This is a genomic window from Streptomyces sp. NPDC001480 (assembly GCF_042894725.1).
Taxonomy (GTDB): domain Bacteria; phylum Actinomycetota; class Actinomycetes; order Streptomycetales; family Streptomycetaceae; genus Streptomyces.
This window is the reverse complement of sequence record NZ_JBIAVX010000007.1, coordinates 142256-161747: the sequence shown is the minus strand read 5'-3', so window position 1 is coordinate 161747 and position 19492 is coordinate 142256. Positions and strand designations below refer to the sequence as shown.

Genomic DNA, 19492 nt, shown 5'->3' with positions numbered 1-19492 from the left:
CCGTGTTGATCACGTCATCAGCGTATCCGCAGGCACCGACATTCGTCGGCGGACGGCCGAAGCCGCCCGCCGACGGGGGAACGGCACCCGCCTACGAGCCGTCCTTGGCCTCCTGACGGATGCGTTCGGCGATCTGCGGCGGCATCGGTTCGTGCCGGGCGTACGCCCGGCTGAAGCGGGCGGTGCCGTGCGACAGGGACCGCAGGTCGACCGCGTACCGGCCGATCTCGATCTCCGGCACCTCGGCCCGTACGAGGGTGCGTCCGGTGCCCACCTGTTCGGTGCCGACCACCCGGCCGCGCCGCCCGGACAGGTCGCTCATCACGGCGCCCACGTAGTCGTCGCCGACCAGCACGGTGACCTCGGCGACCGGCTCCAGCAGGTGGATCTTCGCGTCGGCGGCGGCCTCACGCAGGGCGAGCGCGCCCGCCGTCTGGAAGGCGGCGTCGGAGGAGTCCACCGAGTGCGCCTTGCCGTCCAGCAGCGTGACCCGCACGTCGATCAGCGGATACCCGGCGGCCACCCCCTTGGCGGCCTGCGCCCGTACGCCCTTCTCGACCGACGGGATGAACTGCCGGGGCACGGCACCACCGACCACCTTGTCCACGAACTCGATGCCCGAGCCACCGGGCAGCGGCTCCACCTCGATCTCGCAGATGGCGAACTGCCCGTGCCCGCCGGACTGCTTCACGTGCCGTCCGCGTCCGGCGGCCCTGGTGCCGAAGGTCTCACGCAGGGACACCTTGTGCGGTACGACGTCGACCTGGACGCCGTACCTGCTGCGCAGCCGCTCCAGGGCCACGTCCGCGTGGGCCTCGCCCAGGCACCACAGCACCACCTGGTGGGTGTTCTGGTTCTGTTCGAGCCGCATGGTCGGGTCCTCGGCGACCAGCCGGGACAGGCCCTGGCTGAGCTTGTCCTCGTCCGGTTTGCTGTGCGCCTGGATGGCCAGCGGAAGCAGCGGGTCCGGCATCTCCCACGGCTCCATCAGCAGCGGGTCGTCCTTGGCGGACAGGGTGTCCCCGGTCTCGGCGCGGTTCAGCTTGGCCACGCACGCGAGATCGCCCGCGACGGCGTGGCTGACCGGGCGCTGCTGTTTGCCGAACGGCGTGGACAGGGCGCCGATGCGCTCGTCGACGTCGTGGTCCTCGTGGCCGCGGTCGGCCAGCCCGTGCCCGGAGACGTGCACCGTCTCGTCGGGGCGCAGGGTGCCGGAGAAGACGCGGACCAGGGAGATGCGGCCGACGTAGGGGTCGGAGGACGTCTTGACGACCTCGGCGACCAGCGGTCCACCGGGATCGCACGGCTTGAGTTCGCGCGGTGTGCCGTCGGGCGTGGTGACCCGGGGCTGCTCGCGCTCCAGCGGGGTCGGGAAGCCGCCCGTGATCAGCTCGAGCAGTTCGACCGTGCCGAGACCCTGCCGGGCGCCGTCGGCCGCGGGGGCGGCGGCCAGGACGGGGAAGAACACGCCGCGCGCGACGGCCCGCTCCAGGTCCTGGATCAGCGTCTTGACGTCGACCTGCTCACCGCCGAGGTAGCGGTCCATGAGGGTCTCGTCCTCGCTCTCGGAGATGATCCCCTCGATGAGCCGGTTGCGGGCCTCGTCGATCCGCGGCAACTGGTCCTCGCCCGGCTCGGACTCCTTGCGCGCCCCGGTGGAGTAGTCGAACAGCTTCTGCGACAGCAGTCCGGTAAGGCCGGTCACGGGCGCGTGCCCGTCGGGGCCCTCCGGGCCGTGCAGCGGCAGGTACAGCGGGAGCACGGCGTCCGGGTCGTCGGCGCCGAACGCCTCCGCGCAGACCCGGGTCATCTCCGAGAAATCCGCGCGCGCCGCCTCCAGGTGGGTGATGACGATGGCGCGCGGCATGCCGACGGCCGCGCACTCCTCCCACACCATCCGGGTCGAGCCGTCCACCCCGTCCGAGGCCGAGACGACGAAGAGGGCCGCGTCCGCCGCGCGCAGACCGGCCCTGAGCTCCCCGACGAAGTCGGCGTATCCGGGGGTGTCGAGAAGGTTGATCTTGAACCCGTCCCATTCGACGGGCACCAGGGAGAGCTGTACCGAGCGTTGCTGCCGGTGCTCGATGTCGTCGTAGTCGGAGACGGAGCCGCCGTCCTCCACGCGGCCCGCCCGGTTCACCGCTCCCGCGGTCAGCGCGAGAGCCTCCACCAGAGTCGTCTTGCCCGAACCGGAGTGGCCGACCAACACCACATTCCGTACGGACGCGGGGTGGTCGGCCGCCGTAGCCCTGCCGGCGGCCCCGGGGTGTGTGTGCGCCTTGTCGCCCATGGTCCTGCCTCCCGTGCACGGTGAGGTCACTGTGGGCGCGGACACGCGGCACCGCGTGCACTGGCGGCTCCGGCGACGCCCGCGGTCCTTCGAGCTTTCCACTCCCGTCACGTCGCGTCCATACGAGGAACTCGCGAGGTGTACCGATCGCGTCACCGGACAGCGGTTGCGAGCCATGCGCACGATCCGGTCGGCGGGTGCGGGTGCCCGGCCGTCGCCCACGCGCGCGCGTGGCTACGATGGGCCAGCCGGAGGCCAGCAGGGGCCGCGGCGCCACCGACCGTCGGGAAGGCCATGCTGAACAAGTACGCGCGTGCATTCTTCACGCGTGTCCTCACACCGTTCGCCGCGTTTCTCATCCGGCGGGGGGTCAGCCCCGACACGGTCACCCTGATCGGCACCGCCGGAGTGGTCGCGGGCGCGCTGGTCTTCTACCCCCGGGGCGAGTTCTTCTGGGGCACGGTCGTGATCACACTGTTCGTCTTCTCGGACCTGGTCGACGGCAACATGGCCCGCCAGCTGGGCCGCTCCAGCCGCTGGGGCGCCTTCCTGGACTCCACCCTCGACCGGGTCGCCGACGGCGCCATCTTCGGCGGCTTCGCCCTGTGGTACGCGGGCCAGGGCAACGACAACGTGCTGTGCGCGGTGTCGATCTTCTGCCTGGCCAGCGGCCAGGTGGTGTCGTACACCAAGGCCCGCGGCGAGTCGATCGGGCTGCCGGTCGCCGTCAACGGGCTCGTGGAGCGCGCCGAGCGGCTGGTGGTCTCGCTGGTGGCGGCCGGTTTCGCGGGCCTGCACAAGTTCGGCGTCCCGGGCATCCAGTACCTGCTGCCCGTGGCCCTGTGGATCGTCGCCGTCGGCAGCCTCGTCACGCTGATCCAGCGGGTCGTCACGGTCCGCCGGGAGTCCGCCGAGGCGGAAGCGGCGGCCGGGCCGGACAGCGCGAGCGCCTCCCAGGGGAGCGGGGCGACGCAGTGACCGCCGCGGACCGGCTGACCGACACGCTGTACGGACTCGGCTGGAGCACCGTCAAGAAGCTCCCCGAGCCGGCCGCGGTACGCCTCGGCCGCACCATCGCCGACCTCGCCTGGAAACAGCGCGGCAAGGGCGTGCGGCGGCTGGAGAGCAACTACGCGCGCGTGCTGCCGGGCGCGTCCCCGGAGCGCCTGGCCGAGCTGTCCCGGGCGGGCATGCGCTCGTACCTGCGCTACTGGATGGAGTCCTTCCGGCTGCCCGCCTGGAGCGCCGAGCGGGTCAAGGCGGGCTTCGACCCCAAGGACCTGCACTTCCTGACCGACGGCCTCGCCGCCGGGCGGGGTGTCGTCCTCGCGCTGCCCCACCTGGCGAACTGGGACCTGGCCGGGGCCTGGGTCACCACCAAGCTGGAGACCCCGTTCACCACGGTCGCCGAGCGCCTCAAGCCGGAGAGCCTGTACGACCGGTTCGTCGCCTACCGCGAGGGCCTCGGCATGGAGGTGCTGCCGCACAGCGGCGGCTCCGCGTTCGGCACGCTGGCCCGGCGGCTGCGGGACGGCGGCCTGGTGTGCCTGGTCGCCGACCGTGACCTGTCCGCGTCCGGTGTGGAGGTGACGTTCTTCGGCGAGACCGCGCGGATGCCCGCCGGTCCATCCCTCCTCGCCCAGCAGACCGGGGCGCTGCTGCTGCCGGTCACGCTCTGGTACGACGATTCGCCCGTGATGCGGGGCCGTGTCCATGCCCCCATCGAGGTACCCGCGTCAGGTACGCGGGTTGAGAAGACGTCTGTCATGACACAGGCGCTGGCCGACGCCTTCGCCACGGGGATCGCCGACCATCCGGAGGACTGGCACATGCTGCAACGGCTGTGGCTCAAGGACCTCGATCCCGCGCGTCCTCCCGCCGGGGGGACCGCGTGAGGATCGGCATCGTCTGCCCGTACTCCTGGGACGTGCCGGGCGGCGTCCAGTTCCACATCCGTGATCTGGCCGAGTACTTCATCCGGCTCGGCCACGAGGTCTCCGTGCTCGCCCCCGCCGACGACGACACCCCGCTCCCGCCGTACGTCGTCTCGGCCGGCCGCGCGGTGCCGGTGCCGTACAACGGTTCGGTGGCCCGGCTGAACTTCGGCTTCCTCTCCGCGGCCCGGGTACGGCGCTGGCTGCACGAGGGCGCCTTCGACGTGATCCACATCCACGAGCCGACGTCACCGTCGCTGGGCCTGCTGACCTGCTGGGCGGCGTCCGGCCCGATCGTGGCCACCTTCCACACCTCCAACCCCCGCTCGCGCGCGATGATCGCCGCGTACGCGATCCTCCAGGCCGCACTGGAGAAGATCAGCGCGCGGATCGCGGTCAGCGAGTACGCCCGCCGCACGCTGGTCGAGCACCTCGGCGGGGACGCGGTGGTCATCCCCAACGGCGTCGACGTCGACTTCTTCGCCCGGGCCGAGCCCAGACCCGAGTGGCAGGGCGACACGATCGGCTTCATCGGGCGCATCGACGAGCCCCGCAAGGGCCTGCCGGTGCTGATGAGGGCCCTGCCGAAGATCCTCGCCGCCCGGCCGCAGACCCGGCTGCTGGTGGCCGGCCGCGGGGACGAGGAGGAAGCCGTGGAGTCGCTGCCGGCCCAGCTGCGCGAGCGCGTGGAGTTCCTCGGCATGGTCAGCGACGAGGACAAGGCCCGCTTCCTGCGCAGCATCGACCTGTACATCGCGCCCAACACCGGAGGCGAGAGCTTCGGCATCATCCTCGTCGAGGCCATGTCGGCGGGCGCGCCCGTCCTCGCCTCCGACCTGGACGCCTTCGCCCAGGTCCTCGACCAGGGCGCGGCCGGCGAACTGTTCGCCAACGAGGACGCCGACGCCCTCGCCGAGGCGGCCGTGCGGCTGCTGAAGGACCCGAAGCGCCTGGCGGAGCTGCGCGAGCGCGGGAGCGCCCACGTGCGGCGCTTCGACTGGTCCACGGTCGGCGCGGACATCCTCTCGGTGTACGAGACGGTGACGACCGGCGCGGCGGCGGTGGCCGCGGACGAACGCACTTCGGGCCTACGGGCACGGCTGGGACTGGCGCGGGACTGATCGGCCGAAGCGGGTTAGCCTTGCCGCCCGTGACCGCAACATTGATCTGGATCCTCGTAGCGCTCGTCGCGATCGGCCTGTACCTGAGCTGGACCGCGGGCCGGCTGGACCGGCTGCACGCGCGCATCGACGCCGCGCGCGCCGCGCTCGACGCCCAGTTGCTCCGGCGGGCCTCCGTGACCCAGGAACTGGCCACCTCCGGGGTGCTGGACCCCGCCGCCTCGATAGTGCTGTACGAGGCCGCGCACGCCGCCCGGCAGGCCGAGGAGGAGCAGCGGGAGGTCGCCGAGAGCGAGCTGAGCCAGGCGCTGCGGGCGGTGTTCGCGGATCCGCAGCAGGTCGAGGCCGTCCGGGAGGCGCCTGGCGGAGAAGAGGCGGCACGCGAGCTCGCCGAGGCCGTGCGCCGGGTGCCGATGGCCCGCCGCTTCCACAACGACGCGGTCGGCGGGGCCCGCAGACTGCGGGAGCACCGCAAGGTCCGCTGGTTCCGGCTGGCCGGGCACGCCCCTTTCCCGATGGCCTTCGAGATGGACGACGAGCCGCCGGCGGCACTGGTGGAACGGGTCTCCTGAAGCTCAGGGGACCAAAAGGATCCACCGGCTTGCCATTGGCCCTTGCTGTGGCCTGGTCCACTCCCGTTTCCTCTGGGAAGCAGTAATCCTCTTCCCATCAGTGAGGTCACCCGTGTCCATCATCGAGAACCAGGCTCCCGAGACCGGCACCGCCCGTGTGAAGCGCGGCATGGCCGAGCAGCTCAAGGGCGGCGTGATCATGGACGTCGTCACGCCGGAGCAGGCGAAGATCGCGGAAGACGCGGGCGCCGTCGCCGTCATGGCACTGGAGCGGGTCCCGGCCGACATCCGCAAGGACGGCGGCGTGGCCCGCATGTCCGACCCGGACATGATCGAGGGCATCATCGAAGCGGTCTCGATCCCGGTCATGGCCAAGTCCCGCATCGGCCACTTCGTCGAGGCCCAGGTGCTCCAGTCGCTCGGTGTGGACTACATCGACGAGTCCGAGGTCCTCACCCCGGCCGACGAGGTCAACCACTCCGACAAGTGGGCCTTCACCACCCCCTTCGTCTGTGGCGCCACCAACCTGGGCGAGGCCCTGCGCCGCATCGCCGAGGGCGCCGCGATGATCCGCTCCAAGGGCGAGGCCGGCACCGGCAACGTCGTCGAGGCGGTCCGCCACCTGCGCCAGATCAAGAACGAGATCGCCAAGCTGCGCGGCTTCGACAACCACGAGCTGTACGCCGCCGCCAAGGAGCTGCGCGCCCCGTACGAGCTGGTCAAGGAGGTCGCCGAACTCGGCAAGCTCCCCGTGGTGCTGTTCTCCGCCGGTGGCGTGGCCACCCCGGCCGACGCCGCCCTGATGCGCCAGCTCGGCGCCGAGGGCGTCTTCGTCGGCTCCGGCATCTTCAAGTCCGGCGACCCGGCCAAGCGCGCCGCCGCCATCGTCAAGGCCACCACCTTCTACGACGACCCGAAGATCATCGCGGACGCTTCCCGCAACCTCGGCGAGGCCATGGTCGGCATCAACTGCGACACCCTCCCCGAGACCGAGCGCTACGCCAACCGCGGCTGGTAAGCCACCTCCCTAGGACTGCACGTACATGACTGACGCACCCGTCATAGGCGTCCTGGCCCTCCAGGGCGACGTACGGGAGCACCTCATCGCCCTGGCCGCGGCCGACGCCGTGGCCAGGCCGGTGCGGCGCCCCGAAGAACTCGCCGAGGTGGACGGCCTGGTCCTCCCCGGCGGCGAGTCCACGACCATCTCCAAGCTGGCCATCCTCTTCGGGGTGATGGACCCCCTCCGCGCGCGCGTGCGGGACGGCATGCCCGTCTACGGCACCTGCGCGGGCATGATCATGCTCGCCGACAAGATCCTCGACCCGCGCTCGGGCCAGGAGACCGTCGGCGGCATCGACATGATCGTGCGCCGTAACGCCTTCGGACGGCAGAACGAGTCCTTCGAGGCGGCGGTCGGCGTCAAGGGCGTCGAGGGCGATCCCGTGGAGGGCGTCTTCATCCGCGCCCCCTGGGTCGAGTCCGTCGGCGCCGGGGCCGAGGTGCTCGCCGAGCACGAGGGCCACATCGTCGCGGTCCGCCAGGGCAACGCGCTGGCCACGTCGTTCCACCCGGAACTGACGGGCGACCACCGCGTGCACGCGCTCTTCGTCGACATGGTGCGCGCGAACCGGACGCCGGAGTCCTAGTAGGATCTCTGGGGTTCGTAGGTAGACGGGTTACGCGAAGGAGACAGGCAGATGTCCGGCCACTCTAAATGGGCCACGACGAAGCACAAGAAGGCCGTGATCGACGCCAAGCGCGGCAAGCTCTTCGCGAAGCTCATCAAGAACATCGAGGTCGCGGCGCGGATGGGCGGCGTCGACCTCGAGGGCAACCCGACGCTCTACGACGCCGTCCAGAAGGCCAAGAAGCAGTCGGTGCCCAACAAGAACATCGACTCCGCCATCAAGCGCGGCGGCGGTCTCGAGGCCGGCGGCGCCGAGTACGAGACGATCATGTACGAGGGTTACGGCCCGAACGGCGTCGCCGTGCTCATCGAGTGCCTCACGGACAACCGCAACCGCGCCGCCTCCGAGGTCCGCGTCGCCATGACCCGCAACGGCGGCTCCATGGCCGACCCGGGCTCGGTGTCGTACCTGTTCAACCGCAAGGGCGTCGTCATCGTCCCCAAGGGCGAGCTGTCCGAGGACGACGTGCTCGGCGCCGTCCTGGACGCGGGCGCCGAGGAGGTCAACGACCTCGGTGAGAACTTCGAGGTGATCAGCGAGGCCACCGACCTGGTCGCGGTCCGCACCGCGCTCCAGGACGCCGGCATCGACTACGACTCCGCCGAGGCCAACTTCGTCCCGACCATGCAGGTCGAGCTGGACGAGGAGGGCGCCAAGAAGATCTTCAAGCTGATCGACGCCCTCGAGGACAGCGACGACGTGCAGAACGTCTTCGCCAACTTCGACGTCAGCGACGAGGTCATGGAGAAGGTCGACGCGTAACGCTGCCGCGAGCTGAGCGCTTCTCGGCGGGCCGGGGGACACATCCCACCGGCCCGCCGCTGTTGTCAGTGGCAGCGACTAACCTGGCGCCATCCGTAGATCACCGTCCGCGGACCGCAACCATCAATTGAGGCACCACGACGGTGCTCAGCCAGGTCCGCGAGAGCGGCGGCGGCTCAGCCGCGAAGAGGGGAGGGGGCGCGGTGCGCGTACTCGGGGTGGACCCCGGGCTGACCCGCTGCGGTGTCGGCGTCGTCGAGGGGGTCGCGGGGCGCCCGCTCACCATGCTCGGCGTGGGTGTCGTACGGACGCCCGCGGACGCCGAGCTGGGGCACCGCCTCGTCGCCGTCGAGCAGGGCATCGAGCAGTGGCTGGACGAGCACCGGCCCGAATACATGGCCGTGGAGCGGGTGTTCAGCCAGCACAACGTCCGGACCGTGATGGGCACCGCCCAGGCCAGCGCCGTCGCCATGCTGTGCGCCGCCCGCCGGGGCATCCCCGTCGCCCTGCACACCCCCAGCGAGGTCAAGGCCGCCGTCACCGGCAGCGGGCGCGCCGACAAGGCGCAGGTCGGTGCCATGGTCACCCGCCTGCTCCGGCTCGACGCGCCGCCCAAGCCGGCCGACGCCGCCGACGCCCTCGCACTCGCCATCTGCCACATCTGGCGCGCCCCCGCGCAGAACCGGCTCCAGCAGGCGGTCGCCCTGCACGCGGCCAAAGCACCGACACTGAAAGGCCGTACGGGATGATCGCCTTCGTGAGCGGACCGGTCGCCGCCCTCGCCCCGGACTCCGCGGTGGTCGAGGTGGGCGGCATCGGCATCGCCGTCCAGTGCACCCCGAACACCCTCTCGGGACTGCGGACGGGCCAGCAGGCCAGACTGGCCACCTCCCTGGTCGTCCGCGAGGACTCCCTGACGCTGTACGGCTTCGCCGACGACGACGAGCGCCAGGTCTTCGAGCTGCTCCAGACCGCCAGCGGAGTGGGTCCGAGACTCGCCCAGGCGATGCTCGCCGTGCACACGCCGGACGCGCTGCGCCGGGCCGTCGCCACCGCTGACGAGAAGGCCCTCGTCGCCGTCCCCGGCATCGGCAAGAAGGGCGCCCAGAAACTGCTGCTGGAGCTGAAGGACCGGCTCGGGGAGCCGATCGGCGCCGCCGCGGTGGGCACGCCCGTCACCCAGGGCTGGCGCGACCAGCTGCACGCGGCCCTCATCGGCCTCGGGTACGCCACCCGCGAGGCCGACGAGGCGGTGGCCGCCGTGGCCCCGCAGGCCGAGGCCGCGGACGGCACGCCCCAGGTGGGCCAGCTGCTGAAGGCCGCCCTCCAGACCCTCAACCGCGCCCGCTGACCGACCCCCACCACCCCGAGGCACACCACATGAACTGGGACGACACGACCGACCCCGCCGCCCCCGAGCGGCTGGTGGGCTCTGTCGCCGACCGTGAGGACCAGGCCGTCGAGGCGGCCCTGCGTCCCAAGGACCTCGGCGAGTTCATCGGTCAGGAGAAGGTCCGCGAGCAGCTCGACCTCGTGCTGCGCGCCGCACGCGCGCGCGGGGCGACCGCCGACCACGTGCTGCTCTCCGGCGCCCCCGGCCTCGGCAAGACCACCCTCTCGATGATCATCGCCGCCGAGATGGGCGCTCCGATCCGCATCACGTCCGGACCCGCCATCCAGCACGCCGGCGATCTCGCGGCGATCCTCTCCTCCCTCCAGGAGGGCGAGGTCCTCTTCCTCGACGAGATCCACCGCATGTCCCGGCCCGCCGAGGAGATGCTCTACATGGCCATGGAGGACTTCCGGGTCGACGTCATCGTCGGCAAGGGGCCCGGTGCCACCGCCATCCCGCTCGAACTGCCCCCCTTCACGCTGGTCGGCGCCACCACCCGCGCGGGCCTGCTGCCGCCCCCGCTGCGCGACCGCTTCGGCTTCACCGCGCACATGGAGTTCTACGAACCGGCCGAACTCGAGCGCGTGGTGCACCGTTCCGCGAGCCTTCTCGACGTCGAGATCGACGCCGACGGAGCGGCCGAGATCGCCGGCCGCTCCCGCGGCACCCCCCGCATCGCCAACCGCCTGCTGCGCCGGGTGCGGGACTACGCGCAGGTCAAGGCCGACGGGCGGATCGTCCGCGAGATCGCCGCGGCGGCCCTCGCCGTGTACGAGGTCGACGCGCGCGGCCTGGACCGGCTCGACCGTGCGGTCCTCCAGGCCCTCCTCAAGCTGTTCGGCGGCGGCCCGGTCGGCCTGTCCACGCTCGCCGTCGCGGTGGGGGAGGAGCGGGAGACCGTGGAAGAGGTCGCCGAGCCCTTCCTCGTACGCGAGGGTCTGCTCGCCCGCACCCCGCGCGGGCGGGTCGCCACGCCCGCCGCATGGGCGCATCTCGGCCTCACCCCGCCCGGCTCGGCAGCGGGTGGCACATCTGGTGGAACCGGACAACAGGACCTGTTCGGGGCGTGACCGCGCGGTCATCGGCGGGGGCATTGGCCGGGGGAGGAACCCAGGTGCCATGCTGAACGTTGTTGCATGTGCGCGGACTCGCTTAGACTCCGCCGATGCCGCCCTCACAGGCGGCGCCAACCACACCCCCAAAGACCAGGCCGCTCTCCGTCGCGGTCGCGCGAAGGAAATCCCGTCCCGTGAATACCTTGACCCTTCTCCCGTTCATCGTGCTCATCGCGGCCATGTTCCTGATGACGCGCTCGGCCAAGAAGAAGCAGCAGCAGGCCGCCAGCATGCGGAACGAGATGCAGCCCGGCTCCGGCGTCCGCACGATCGGGGGCATGTACGCGACGGTCAAGGAGGTCAACGACGACACGGTCCTCCTCGACGCCGGCCCGGGTGTTGAGCTCCTCTTCGCCAAGAACGCGATCGGCGCCGTCCTGACCGACGACGAGTACAACCGCATCGTCCACGGCATCGAGCACGACCTGAAGTCCGACACCGACGTCGTCCCGGACGACGCCTCCTCCCTCACCGACACCGAGACCGACGACGCCGCCGACGCTGCCGCCGCCTCCGACGACAAGGCCGTCGACCTCGGCAAGAAGGACGTGTCCGAGGAGAAGGCCGACGGGGCCGAGGCCGCCGAGGCCCGGACCGCCGAGGCACGGGACGCCGAGGCGAAGGCGGACGAAGAGCCGAAGAAGACCGACGGCGACTCCGACGCGAAGTAGTCACGTCCCGGGGAGCCCGGCGCGATAGGTTCGCGGCCGGCGCACCCCGGGCGCGTCTGTTTTCCGCACGGAATCCCGACACCATGTCATGGCCGACCGCGTCCCGAGCGGGCGCGGGGCGGCCCGAGAGGGAGTACGAGAAGGTGGCAGCACCTAAGAGGGGCCGGAGCGCGAGTGCCCAGAGCAAGCCAGGGCGCTCGCTGGCCCTCATCCTGATCGCCATCGTGGCGCTCACCGGAGGCATGTTCGCCTCCGGAAACACCACTCCGCGTCTCGGCATCGACCTCGCCGGCGGCACGAGCATCACGCTCAAGGCGAAGGCCGACCAGGGATCCGCGATCAACCAGGCCAACATGAACACCGCGGTCGACATCATGAACCGCCGTGTCAACGGTCTGGGCGTCTCCGAGGCGGAGGTGCAGACCCAGGGGAAAGACCACATCATCGTCAACATCCCCAAGGGCACCAACTCCAAGGAGGCACAGCAGCAGGTAGGCACCACCGCCAAGCTGTACTTCCGTCCGGTCCTGGCCACCGAGCCCAGCGGCGCCGCCGCCTCGCAGAGCCCGTCGCCGAGCGCGTCCCCCAGCGGCAGCGGTTCGCCGAGCCCCTCGAGCAGCGCCTCCGCCAAGGCGACGGCGTCCTCGTCCTCCTCCGCGTCCCCGACCGCCACCGCCACCTCGCAGGGCCGCGCGGTCAGCGACGCCCTGAAGGCCGACGCCACGCCGTCGTCCTCGGCCTCCGCGAAGTCCGCGGCCTCCCCGAGCCCCTCCGCCTCGTCGAGCTCCACGGGCAGCGCCACCGACAAGACGGCCGCCAAGCTCCAGGCCCAGTACACCGCCCTGGACTGCACCAAGCCCGCCGACCGGGCCAAGGCCGGCACGAGCGCCAAGCCCGGTGAGTCGACCGTGGCCTGCGGCAAGATCGACAAGGTCTGGTACAAGTACCTGCTCGGCCCGGCCGCCGTGGACGGCACCGACGTGAAGAAGGCCCAGGCGGTCTTCGACACCCAGAACGGCTCCGGCTGGCAGGTCCAGATGACGTTCACCGGCGGCGGCTCGAAGAAGTTCGCGGACGTCACCTCCCAGCTGGCCAAGAACCAGGACGTGCAGAAGGAGTTCGCCATCGTCCTCGACGGCGATGTCGTCTCCAGCCCGCGTGTGGATCAGGCCATCACCGGCGGCCAGGCGGAGATCACCGGCAGCTTCACCCAGCAGGAGGCGCAGAGCCTCGGGAACATGCTGTCGTACGGCGCCCTGCCGCTCTCCTTCAAGGAGGACACCGTCACCACGGTGACCGCCGCGCTCGGCGGTCAGCAGCTGCACGCCGGTCTGCTCGCGGGCGCCATCGGCCTCGCCCTGGTCGTGATCTACCTGGTCGCCTACTACCGCGGGCTGTCGCTCGTGGCCATGGCCTCGCTGCTGGTCTCCGCGGCCCTCACCTACGTGATCATGTCGCTGCTCGGCCCGGCCATCAACTTCGCGCTGAACCTGCCCGCCGTCTGCGGTGCCATCGTCGCCATCGGTATCACCGCGGACTCGTTCATCGTGTACTTCGAACGCATCCGCGACGAGATCCGGGAGGGCCGCAGCCTGCGTCCCGCCGTCGAGCGGGCCTGGCCGCGCGCCCGGCGCACCATCCTGGTCTCCGACTTCGTGTCGTTCCTCGCCGCCGCGGTGCTGTTCATCGTCACCGTCGGCAAGGTCCAGGGCTTCGCGTTCACACTCGGCCTGACCACCGTGCTCGACGTCGTCGTCGTCTTCTTCTTCACCAAGCCGCTGATGACACTGCTCGCCCGCCGCAAGTTCTTCGCGAACGGCCACAAGTGGTCCGGCCTCGACCCGAAGAGCCTGGGTGCCAAGCCGCCGCTGCGCCGCACCCGCCGTCCCGCCGGTCCCGCCGCCGGCTCCGTCGACCCGAAGGAGGCGTGAGCGATGTCGAAACTCGGCACCATCGGCGCGCGACTGCACCGCGGCGAGATCAGCTACGACTTCGTCGGCAAGCGCAAGATCTGGTACGGCATCTCCATCCTGATCACCATCACGGCCATCGTCGGCCTGGCGGTGCGCGGCCTGAACATGGGCATCGAGTTCAAGGGCGGCGCGGTCTTCACGACCCCGACGCACATGAGCACCTCGGTGGCCAAGACGGAGGAGTACGCGCAGAACGCCGCCGGCCACGAGGCGGTCGTGCAGAAGCTCGGCAACGGCAGCCTGCGCATCCAGATCGCCGGTATCGACACCGACAAGTCCAACCAGATCAAGCAGACGCTGGCCAAGGACCTGGGCCTCAGTCCCGACAAGCTCGCCGCCGACCTGGTCGGGCCGAGCTGGGGTGAGCAGATCGCCAACAAGGCCTGGGAAGGCCTGGGGATCTTCATGGTCCTCGTGGTGATCTACCTGGCGATCGCCTTCGAGTGGCGGATGGCGATCGCGGCCCTGGTCGCGCTGATCCACGACATCACCATCACGACCGGTATCTACGCCCTGGTCGGCTTCGAGGTCACGCCCGGTACGGTCATCGGTCTGCTGACGATCCTCGGTTACTCGCTCTACGACACGGTCGTCGTCTTCGACAGCCTCAAGGAGCAGACGAAGGACATCACCAAGCAGACCCGCTTCACCTACAGCGACATCGCCAACCAGTCGATCAACGGCACCCTGGTGCGTTCTATCAACACCACGGTGGTCGCGCTGCTGCCGGTCGCGGGCCTGCTGTTCATCGGCGGCGGCTTCCTCGGCGCGGGCACGCTCAACGACATCTCGCTGTCGCTGTTCGTGGGTCTCGCCGCCGGTGCCTACTCGTCGATCTTCATCGCCACGCCGCTCGTCGCCGACCTCAAGGAGGCGGAGCCGCAGATGAAGGCCCTCAAGAAGCGCGTCCTCGCCAAGCGGGCACAGGCCGCCACCGACGAGGAGCTCGCCGGGAACCGGGCCGCCGACGTCGACGAGCCCGACGACGACGCCGCCGCGGCCGTCGTGGGCCCGCGCAACCAGCCCGCGTCCCGCAGCCGGGGCCGGGGCCGACCCTCGGGGAAGCGCCGATGACCGACATCGAGGAACTGCTGCTCAGCCGCATCCGGGACGTCGAGGACTACCCGGAGCAGGGGGTGATGTTCAAGGACATCACCCCGCTCCTGGCGGACCCGGCGGCGTTCACCGCGCTCACCGACGCGCTGGCGGAGACCGCCGAGCGCACCGGCGCCACCAAGATCGTCGGGCTGGAGGCCCGCGGCTTCATCCTGGGCGCCCCGGTGGCCGTCCGGGCGGGGCTCGGCTTCATCCCCGTACGCAAGGCGGGAAAGCTGCCCGGGGCCACGCTCCGGCAGTCGTACGACCTCGAGTACGGGTCGGCCGAGATCGAGGTGCACGCGGAGGACCTGGTCTCCGGTGACCGCGTCCTCATCGTGGACGACGTCCTCGCCACGGGCGGTACCGCCGAGGCCGCCATCCAGCTCATCCACCGCGCGGGCGCCGAGGTCGTGGGCGTGGCGGTGCTGATGGAGCTGTGCTTCCTCGAGGGGCGTCCGCGGCTGGAGGCGGCGCTGCGGGGGGCTCCGCTGGAGGCGCTGCTGCGGGTCTGAGTCACGCCCGTCACCGAGGCCGCCCCGGAGGTTCCGGGGCGGCCTCGGCTGCGCCTTCGGCCGGTTCCGTTTCCACCCGCACCACCCGGGCGGGTAGTGGGCGGGTGCGGGTGGCCCTCGTGGTCCGTTCTCGCCGTCGGCGGCTTGCGGGTGGGCATTACGTGGCGCCCGTGGTACATCCTCGCCGTTGGCTGCTGCCGGCGGGCGGGCGGCTGGGGGACGGGGGACACTTGTGAGACACCCTGGGGCCCGAGGGACACTCCTGTGACACCCGGCCGCCGTCCAGGCGGAATCCCGTGGGGGCGGTCCGTGTTTCATCGGTAGACCGTCCTCACATCGGTCTGAAGGCGAAGCCGGAGCGCAGGATCGCTACCATGGGGGCTCCGGAGCCTGACCGGGGGACCCGGATCGCGCACGAGGAGCCCTCTTGCCAGACGAGGCCCAGCCACTGACCGCCGCCAAGCCCGAGTCCGCCTCGGCGTCCGCGGCCAAGCCCGCGCCGAACGCGCCCCACGCGAAGAACGACACCCGCGGGCCGGTCGAGCACGCCCAGTCCGCGCCCGTGGAGAAGTCGGCCGACACCGTGCGTCCCAAGCCGGCCCCGCCCGAGCGTGCCGCGCACTCCCCGGCGGCCCGTCAGCCCACCGGCCAGCCCGCGCGCTCCGGCTCCTCCAACCGCGTCCGCGCCCGCCTCGCCCGGCTGGGCGTCCAGCGCGCCAACCCCTACAACCCGGTCCTGGAACCCTTGCTGCGCATAGTCCGCAGCAACGACCCCAAGATCGAGAACGCCACCCTGCGCCAGATCGAGCGCGCCTACCAGGTCGCCGAGCGCTGGCACCGCGGCCAGAAGCGCAAGAGCGGCGACCCGTACATCACGCACCCGCTGGCGGTCACCACCATCCTGGCCGAGCTGGGCATGGACCCGGCCACCCTGATGGCCGGCCTGCTGCACGACACCGTCGAGGACACCGAGTACGGCCTCGACCAGCTGCGCCGCGACTTCGGCGACACCGTCGCGCTCCTCGTCGACGGCGTCACCAAGCTGGACAAGGTCAAGTTCGGCGAGGCCGCGCAGGCCGAGACCGTGCGCAAGATGGTCGTCGCCATGGCCAAGGACCCGCGCGTCCTGGTCATCAAGCTCGCCGACCGCCTGCACAACATGCGCACCATGCGCTACCTCAAGCGCGAGAAGCAGGAGAAGAAGGCGCGCGAGACGCTGGAGATCTACGCGCCGCTCGCCCACCGGCTGGGCATGAACACCATCAAGTGGGAGCTGGAGGACCTCGCGTTCGCGATCCTCTACCCCAAGATGTACGACGAGATCGTGCGGCTGGTGGCCGAGCGGGCGCCCAAGCGCGACGAGTACCTGGCGATAGTGACCGACGAGGTCCAGGCGGACCTGCGCGCCGCCCGGATCAAGGCGACCGTCACCGGCCGCCCGAAGCACTACTACAGCGTCTACCAGAAGATGATCGTGCGAGGCCGCGACTTCGCCGAGATCTACGACCTGGTGGGCATCCGTGTCCTCGTCGACACCGTGCGCGACTGCTACGCGGCCCTGGGCACGGTGCACGCGCGGTGGAACCCGGTCCCCGGCCGGTTCAAGGACTACATCGCGATGCCCAAGTTCAACATGTACCAGTCGCTGCACACGACGGTCATCGGGCCCAACGGCAAGCCGGTCGAACTCCAGATCCGGACGTTCGACATGCACCGCCGCGCCGAGTACGGCATCGCCGCGCACTGGAAGTACAAGCAGGAGGCCGTCGCCGGTGCCTCCAAGGTCCGCACCGACGTGCCCAAGGCCGGCAAGAAGGACGACCACCTCAACGACATGGCGTGGCTGCGCCAGCTGCTGGACTGGCAGAAGGAGACGGAGGACCCGGGCGAGTTCCTGGAGTCGCTGCGCTTCGACCTGTCCCGCAACGAGGTCTTCGTCTTCACCCCCAAGGGCGACGTCATCGCGCTCCCGGCCGGGGCCACCCCGGTCGACTTCGCGTACGCGGTGCACACCGAGGTCGGCCACCGCACCATAGGGGCGCGGGTCAACGGCCGCCTCGTACCGCTGGAGTCCACCCTGGACAACGGCGACCTGGTCGAGGTCTTCACCTCCAAGGCACCCGGCGCGGGCCCCTCCCGCGACTGGCTCGGCTTCGTGAAGTCGCCGCGCGCCCGCAACAAGATCCGGGCCTGGTTCTCCAAGGAGCGGCGCGACGAGGCGATCGAGCAGGGCAAGGACGCCATCGTCCGCGCCATGCGCAAGCAGAACCTGCCGATCCAGCGCATCCTCACCGGTGACTCGCTGGTCACCCTCGCGCACGAGATGCGTTACCCGGACATCTCCGCGCTGTACGCGGCGATCGGCGAGGGCCATGTCTCCGCGCAGAACGTGGTGCAGAAGCTCGTCTCCGCCCTCGGCGGCGAGGAGGCGGCCACCGAGGAGATCGACGAGGCGGTCCCGCCGTCCCGCGGACGCGGCCGCAAGCGGCGCTCCAGTGCCGACCCGGGCGTCGTCGTCAAGGGCGTCGAGGACGTGTGGGTCAAGCTGGCCCGCTGTTGTACGCCGGTCCCCGGCGACCCGATCATCGGCTTCGTGACGCGCGGTAGCGGCGTATCGGTTCACCGCAGCGACTGCGTCAACGTGGAGTCACTGTCCCGGGAGCCGGAGCGCATCCTCGACGTCGAGTGGGCGCCCACCCAGTCCTCGGTGTTCCTGGTCGCCATCCAGGTCGAGGCCCTGGACCGCTCCCGCCTGCTGTCGGACGTCACCCGCGTCCTGTCCGACCAGCACGTCAACATCCTCTCCGCGGCCGTCCAGACCTCCCGCGACCGTGTGGCCACCTCCCGCTTCACCTTCGAGATGGGCGACCCCAAGCACCTCGGGCACGTGCTGAAGGCGGTACGGGGCGTGGAGGGCGTGTACGACGTGTACCGCGTGACCTCGGCACGCAACCGGTCCTGACGCGCGGACAGCCTCCGGGCAGGACGAGAGGGCCCCGTACATCGTCGTACGGGGCCCTCACACGCGCGTGGGAGGCTCGTCAGCCGCCGAACTCCTGAAGACCCTTCAGCGCCTGGTCCAGGAGCGCCTGGCGGCCCTCCAGCTCCTTCTCGAGCTTGTCCGCCTTGGCGGTGTTGCCCTGGGCGCGGGCCTGCTCGATCTGGCCCCTCAGCTTGTCCACGGCGGCCTGGAGCTGGCCGGTGAGACCCTCGGCACGCGCGCGTGCCTCCGGGTTCGTCCGGCGCCACTCGGCCTCCTCGGCCTCCTGGATCGCCCGGTCGACGGCGTGCATCCGGCCCTCGACCTTGGGCCGCGCGTCGCGCGGCACATGGCCGATGGCCTCCCAGCGCTCGTTGACCGAGCGGAAGGCGGCCCGGGCGGCCTTGAGGTCCGTGATCGGCAGGAGCTTCTCGGCCTCCTCGGCCAGCTCCTCCTTCAGCTTCAGGTTCTCCGACTGCTCCGCGTCCCGCTCGGCGAACACCGAGCTGCGGGCGGCGAAGAACACGTCCTGGGCACCGCGGAAGCGGTTCCACAGGTCGTCCTCGTGCTCGCGCTGGGCGCGGCCCGCGGCCTTCCAGTCCGCCATCAGCTCGCGGTAGCGGGCCGCCGTCGGCCCCCAGTCCGTCGAACCGGACAGCGCCTCGGCCTCGGCGACCAGCTTCTCCTTGGTCTTGCGGGCCTCCTCGCGCTGCGCGTCCAGCTGCGCGAAGTGCGCCTTGCGCCGCTTGGAGAACGCCGAGCGGGCGTGCGAGAAGCGGTGCCACAGGTCGTCGTCCGACTTGCGGTCCAGACGCGGCAGACCCTTCCAGGTGTCCACCAGGGCACGCAGCCGCTCGCCGGCCGCCCGCCACTGGTCGGACTGCGCGAGCTGCTCCGCCTCGGCGACCAGGTCCTCCTTGGCCTTGCGGGCCTCGTCGGACTGCTTGGCCCGCTGCGCCTTGCGCTCCTCGCGCCGCGCCTCGACCGTCTCCACGAGCTTGTCGAGGCGGCCCCGCAGAGCATCCAGGTCGCCGACCGCGTGGTGTGCCTCGACCTGCTCCCGGAGGTGGTCGATGGCGGTCTGCGCGTCCTTCGCCGACAGGTCGGTGGTCTGCACTCGCTTCTCGAGGAGGCCGATCTCGACAACCAGGCCCTCGTACTTGCGCTCGAAGTAGGCAAGCGCCTCCTCGGGGGAGCCGGCCGCCCAGGAACCGACGACCTGCTCGCCGTCGGCCGTACGCACGTACACGGTCCCCGTCTCGTCGACGCGGCCCCACGGGTCGCTGCTCACAGCGCCTCCTCCACATGATGCCTGCGGGGGGCCTCAGCTCCCCCGGGCATCGTCCACAGTTTCGTCACGGCCAACATAGGCGACCAGCG

Annotated in this window: 17 protein-coding genes; 15 read left to right on the top strand and 2 right to left on the bottom strand. The window is 71.0% G+C overall.

The annotated features are described in order from the left end of the window. Positions 1–91: 91 nt before the first annotated feature. Positions 92–2290 carry an elongation factor G-like protein EF-G2 gene (locus ACFY01_RS18850; RefSeq protein WP_390736840.1) on the bottom strand — a complete coding sequence of 733 codons (2199 nt, stop codon included), beginning with the start codon at positions 2288–2290 and terminating at the stop codon, positions 92–94. 294 nt (positions 2291–2584) lie between these two features. Between ACFY01_RS18850 and pgsA the strand changes: the two genes are divergently transcribed. The 15 genes from pgsA (at position 2585) to ACFY01_RS18775 (ending at position 18094) form a co-directional block, all read left to right on the top strand. Continuing rightward, on the top strand, positions 2585–3268 hold the full coding sequence (gene pgsA, locus ACFY01_RS18845) for a phosphatidylinositol phosphate synthase (RefSeq protein ID WP_390736839.1): 684 nt from the start codon (positions 2585–2587) through the stop codon (positions 3266–3268). Then, positions 3265–4185, top strand: coding sequence for a phosphatidylinositol mannoside acyltransferase (locus tag ACFY01_RS18840; protein ID WP_390736838.1), 921 nt, complete (start codon positions 3265–3267; stop codon positions 4183–4185). The genes pgsA and ACFY01_RS18840 overlap by 4 nt, the downstream gene beginning before the upstream one ends. Beyond that, on the top strand, positions 4182–5345 hold the full coding sequence (locus ACFY01_RS18835) for a glycosyltransferase family 4 protein (protein WP_390736837.1): 1164 nt from the start codon (positions 4182–4184) through the stop codon (positions 5343–5345). The genes ACFY01_RS18840 and ACFY01_RS18835 overlap by 4 nt, the downstream gene beginning before the upstream one ends. Positions 5346–5374: 29 nt before the next feature. Continuing rightward, positions 5375–5917, top strand: coding sequence for a hypothetical protein (locus tag ACFY01_RS18830; protein ID WP_390736836.1), 543 nt, complete (start codon positions 5375–5377; stop codon positions 5915–5917). Positions 5918–6029: 112 nt separating this feature from the next. Next, positions 6030–6935 (top strand): pyridoxal 5'-phosphate synthase lyase subunit PdxS, encoded by a 906-nt coding sequence (pdxS, locus tag ACFY01_RS18825; protein WP_390736835.1) that lies wholly within the window; start codon positions 6030–6032, stop codon positions 6933–6935. Positions 6936–6960: 25 nt separating this feature from the next. Next, positions 6961–7566, top strand: a complete 606-nt coding sequence (gene pdxT, locus ACFY01_RS18820) for a pyridoxal 5'-phosphate synthase glutaminase subunit PdxT (RefSeq protein WP_390736834.1) — start codon at positions 6961–6963, stop codon at positions 7564–7566. A 51-nt stretch (positions 7567–7617) separates the two neighbouring features. After that, on the top strand, positions 7618–8370 hold the full coding sequence (locus ACFY01_RS18815) for a YebC/PmpR family DNA-binding transcriptional regulator (protein WP_390736833.1): 753 nt from the start codon (positions 7618–7620) through the stop codon (positions 8368–8370). Positions 8371–8573: 203 nt separating this feature from the next. After that, positions 8574–9119: a crossover junction endodeoxyribonuclease RuvC gene (gene ruvC, locus ACFY01_RS18810; protein ID WP_390736832.1), complete on the top strand. Its 546-nt coding sequence runs from the start codon at positions 8574–8576 to the stop codon at positions 9117–9119. Next, complete coding sequence (ruvA, locus tag ACFY01_RS18805) at positions 9116–9721, top strand: Holliday junction branch migration protein RuvA (RefSeq protein ID WP_390736831.1); 606 nt, start codon at positions 9116–9118, stop codon at positions 9719–9721. Before ruvC ends, ruvA begins: the two co-directional genes overlap by 4 nt. A gap of 29 nt (positions 9722–9750) precedes the next feature. Beyond that, positions 9751–10833, top strand: a complete 1083-nt coding sequence (gene ruvB, locus ACFY01_RS18800; protein WP_390736830.1) for a Holliday junction branch migration DNA helicase RuvB — start codon at positions 9751–9753, stop codon at positions 10831–10833. Positions 10834–11012: 179 nt separating this feature from the next. Continuing rightward, complete coding sequence (gene yajC, locus ACFY01_RS18795; protein WP_390736829.1) at positions 11013–11549, top strand: preprotein translocase subunit YajC; 537 nt, start codon at positions 11013–11015, stop codon at positions 11547–11549. A gap of 143 nt (positions 11550–11692) precedes the next feature. Beyond that, complete coding sequence (gene secD / locus ACFY01_RS18790; RefSeq protein WP_390736828.1) at positions 11693–13480, top strand: protein translocase subunit SecD; 1788 nt, start codon at positions 11693–11695, stop codon at positions 13478–13480. Positions 13481–13483: 3 nt separating this feature from the next. Continuing rightward, on the top strand, positions 13484–14596 hold the full coding sequence (gene secF / locus ACFY01_RS18785; protein ID WP_390736827.1) for a protein translocase subunit SecF: 1113 nt from the start codon (positions 13484–13486) through the stop codon (positions 14594–14596). After that, positions 14593–15132 (top strand): adenine phosphoribosyltransferase, encoded by a 540-nt coding sequence (locus tag ACFY01_RS18780; protein ID WP_390736826.1) that lies wholly within the window; start codon positions 14593–14595, stop codon positions 15130–15132. Before secF ends, ACFY01_RS18780 begins: the two co-directional genes overlap by 4 nt. A 427-nt stretch (positions 15133–15559) precedes the next feature. Beyond that, complete coding sequence (locus tag ACFY01_RS18775; RefSeq protein ID WP_390736825.1) at positions 15560–18094, top strand: RelA/SpoT family protein; 2535 nt, start codon at positions 15560–15562, stop codon at positions 18092–18094. 79 nt (positions 18095–18173) lie between these two features. Here ACFY01_RS18775 and ACFY01_RS18770 read toward each other — a convergent pair whose 3' ends face one another. Continuing rightward, complete coding sequence (locus ACFY01_RS18770; protein WP_390736824.1) at positions 18174–19403, bottom strand: DUF349 domain-containing protein; 1230 nt, start codon at positions 19401–19403, stop codon at positions 18174–18176. Positions 19404–19492 lie beyond the last annotated feature (89 nt).

What these genes read in the sequence shown, in the direction of transcription:
- ruvA (WP_390736831.1), top strand. Translation starts at nt 9,116, where the DNA reads ATGATCGCCTTCGTGAGCGGACCGGTCGCCGCCCTCGCCCCGGACTCC.
- pgsA (WP_390736839.1), top strand. Translation starts at nt 2,585, where the DNA reads ATGCTGAACAAGTACGCGCGTGCATTCTTCACGCGTGTCCTCACACCG.
- pdxT (WP_390736834.1), top strand. Translation starts at nt 6,961, where the DNA reads ATGACTGACGCACCCGTCATAGGCGTCCTGGCCCTCCAGGGCGACGTA.
- ruvB (WP_390736830.1), top strand. Translation starts at nt 9,751, where the DNA reads ATGAACTGGGACGACACGACCGACCCCGCCGCCCCCGAGCGGCTGGTG.
- ACFY01_RS18780 (WP_390736826.1), top strand. Translation starts at nt 14,593, where the DNA reads ATGACCGACATCGAGGAACTGCTGCTCAGCCGCATCCGGGACGTCGAG.
- secF (WP_390736827.1), top strand. Translation starts at nt 13,484, where the DNA reads ATGTCGAAACTCGGCACCATCGGCGCGCGACTGCACCGCGGCGAGATC.
- ACFY01_RS18815 (WP_390736833.1), top strand. Translation starts at nt 7,618, where the DNA reads ATGTCCGGCCACTCTAAATGGGCCACGACGAAGCACAAGAAGGCCGTG.
- ACFY01_RS18850 (WP_390736840.1), bottom strand. Translation starts at nt 2,290, where the DNA reads ATGGGCGACAAGGCGCACACACACCCCGGGGCCGCCGGCAGGGCTACG.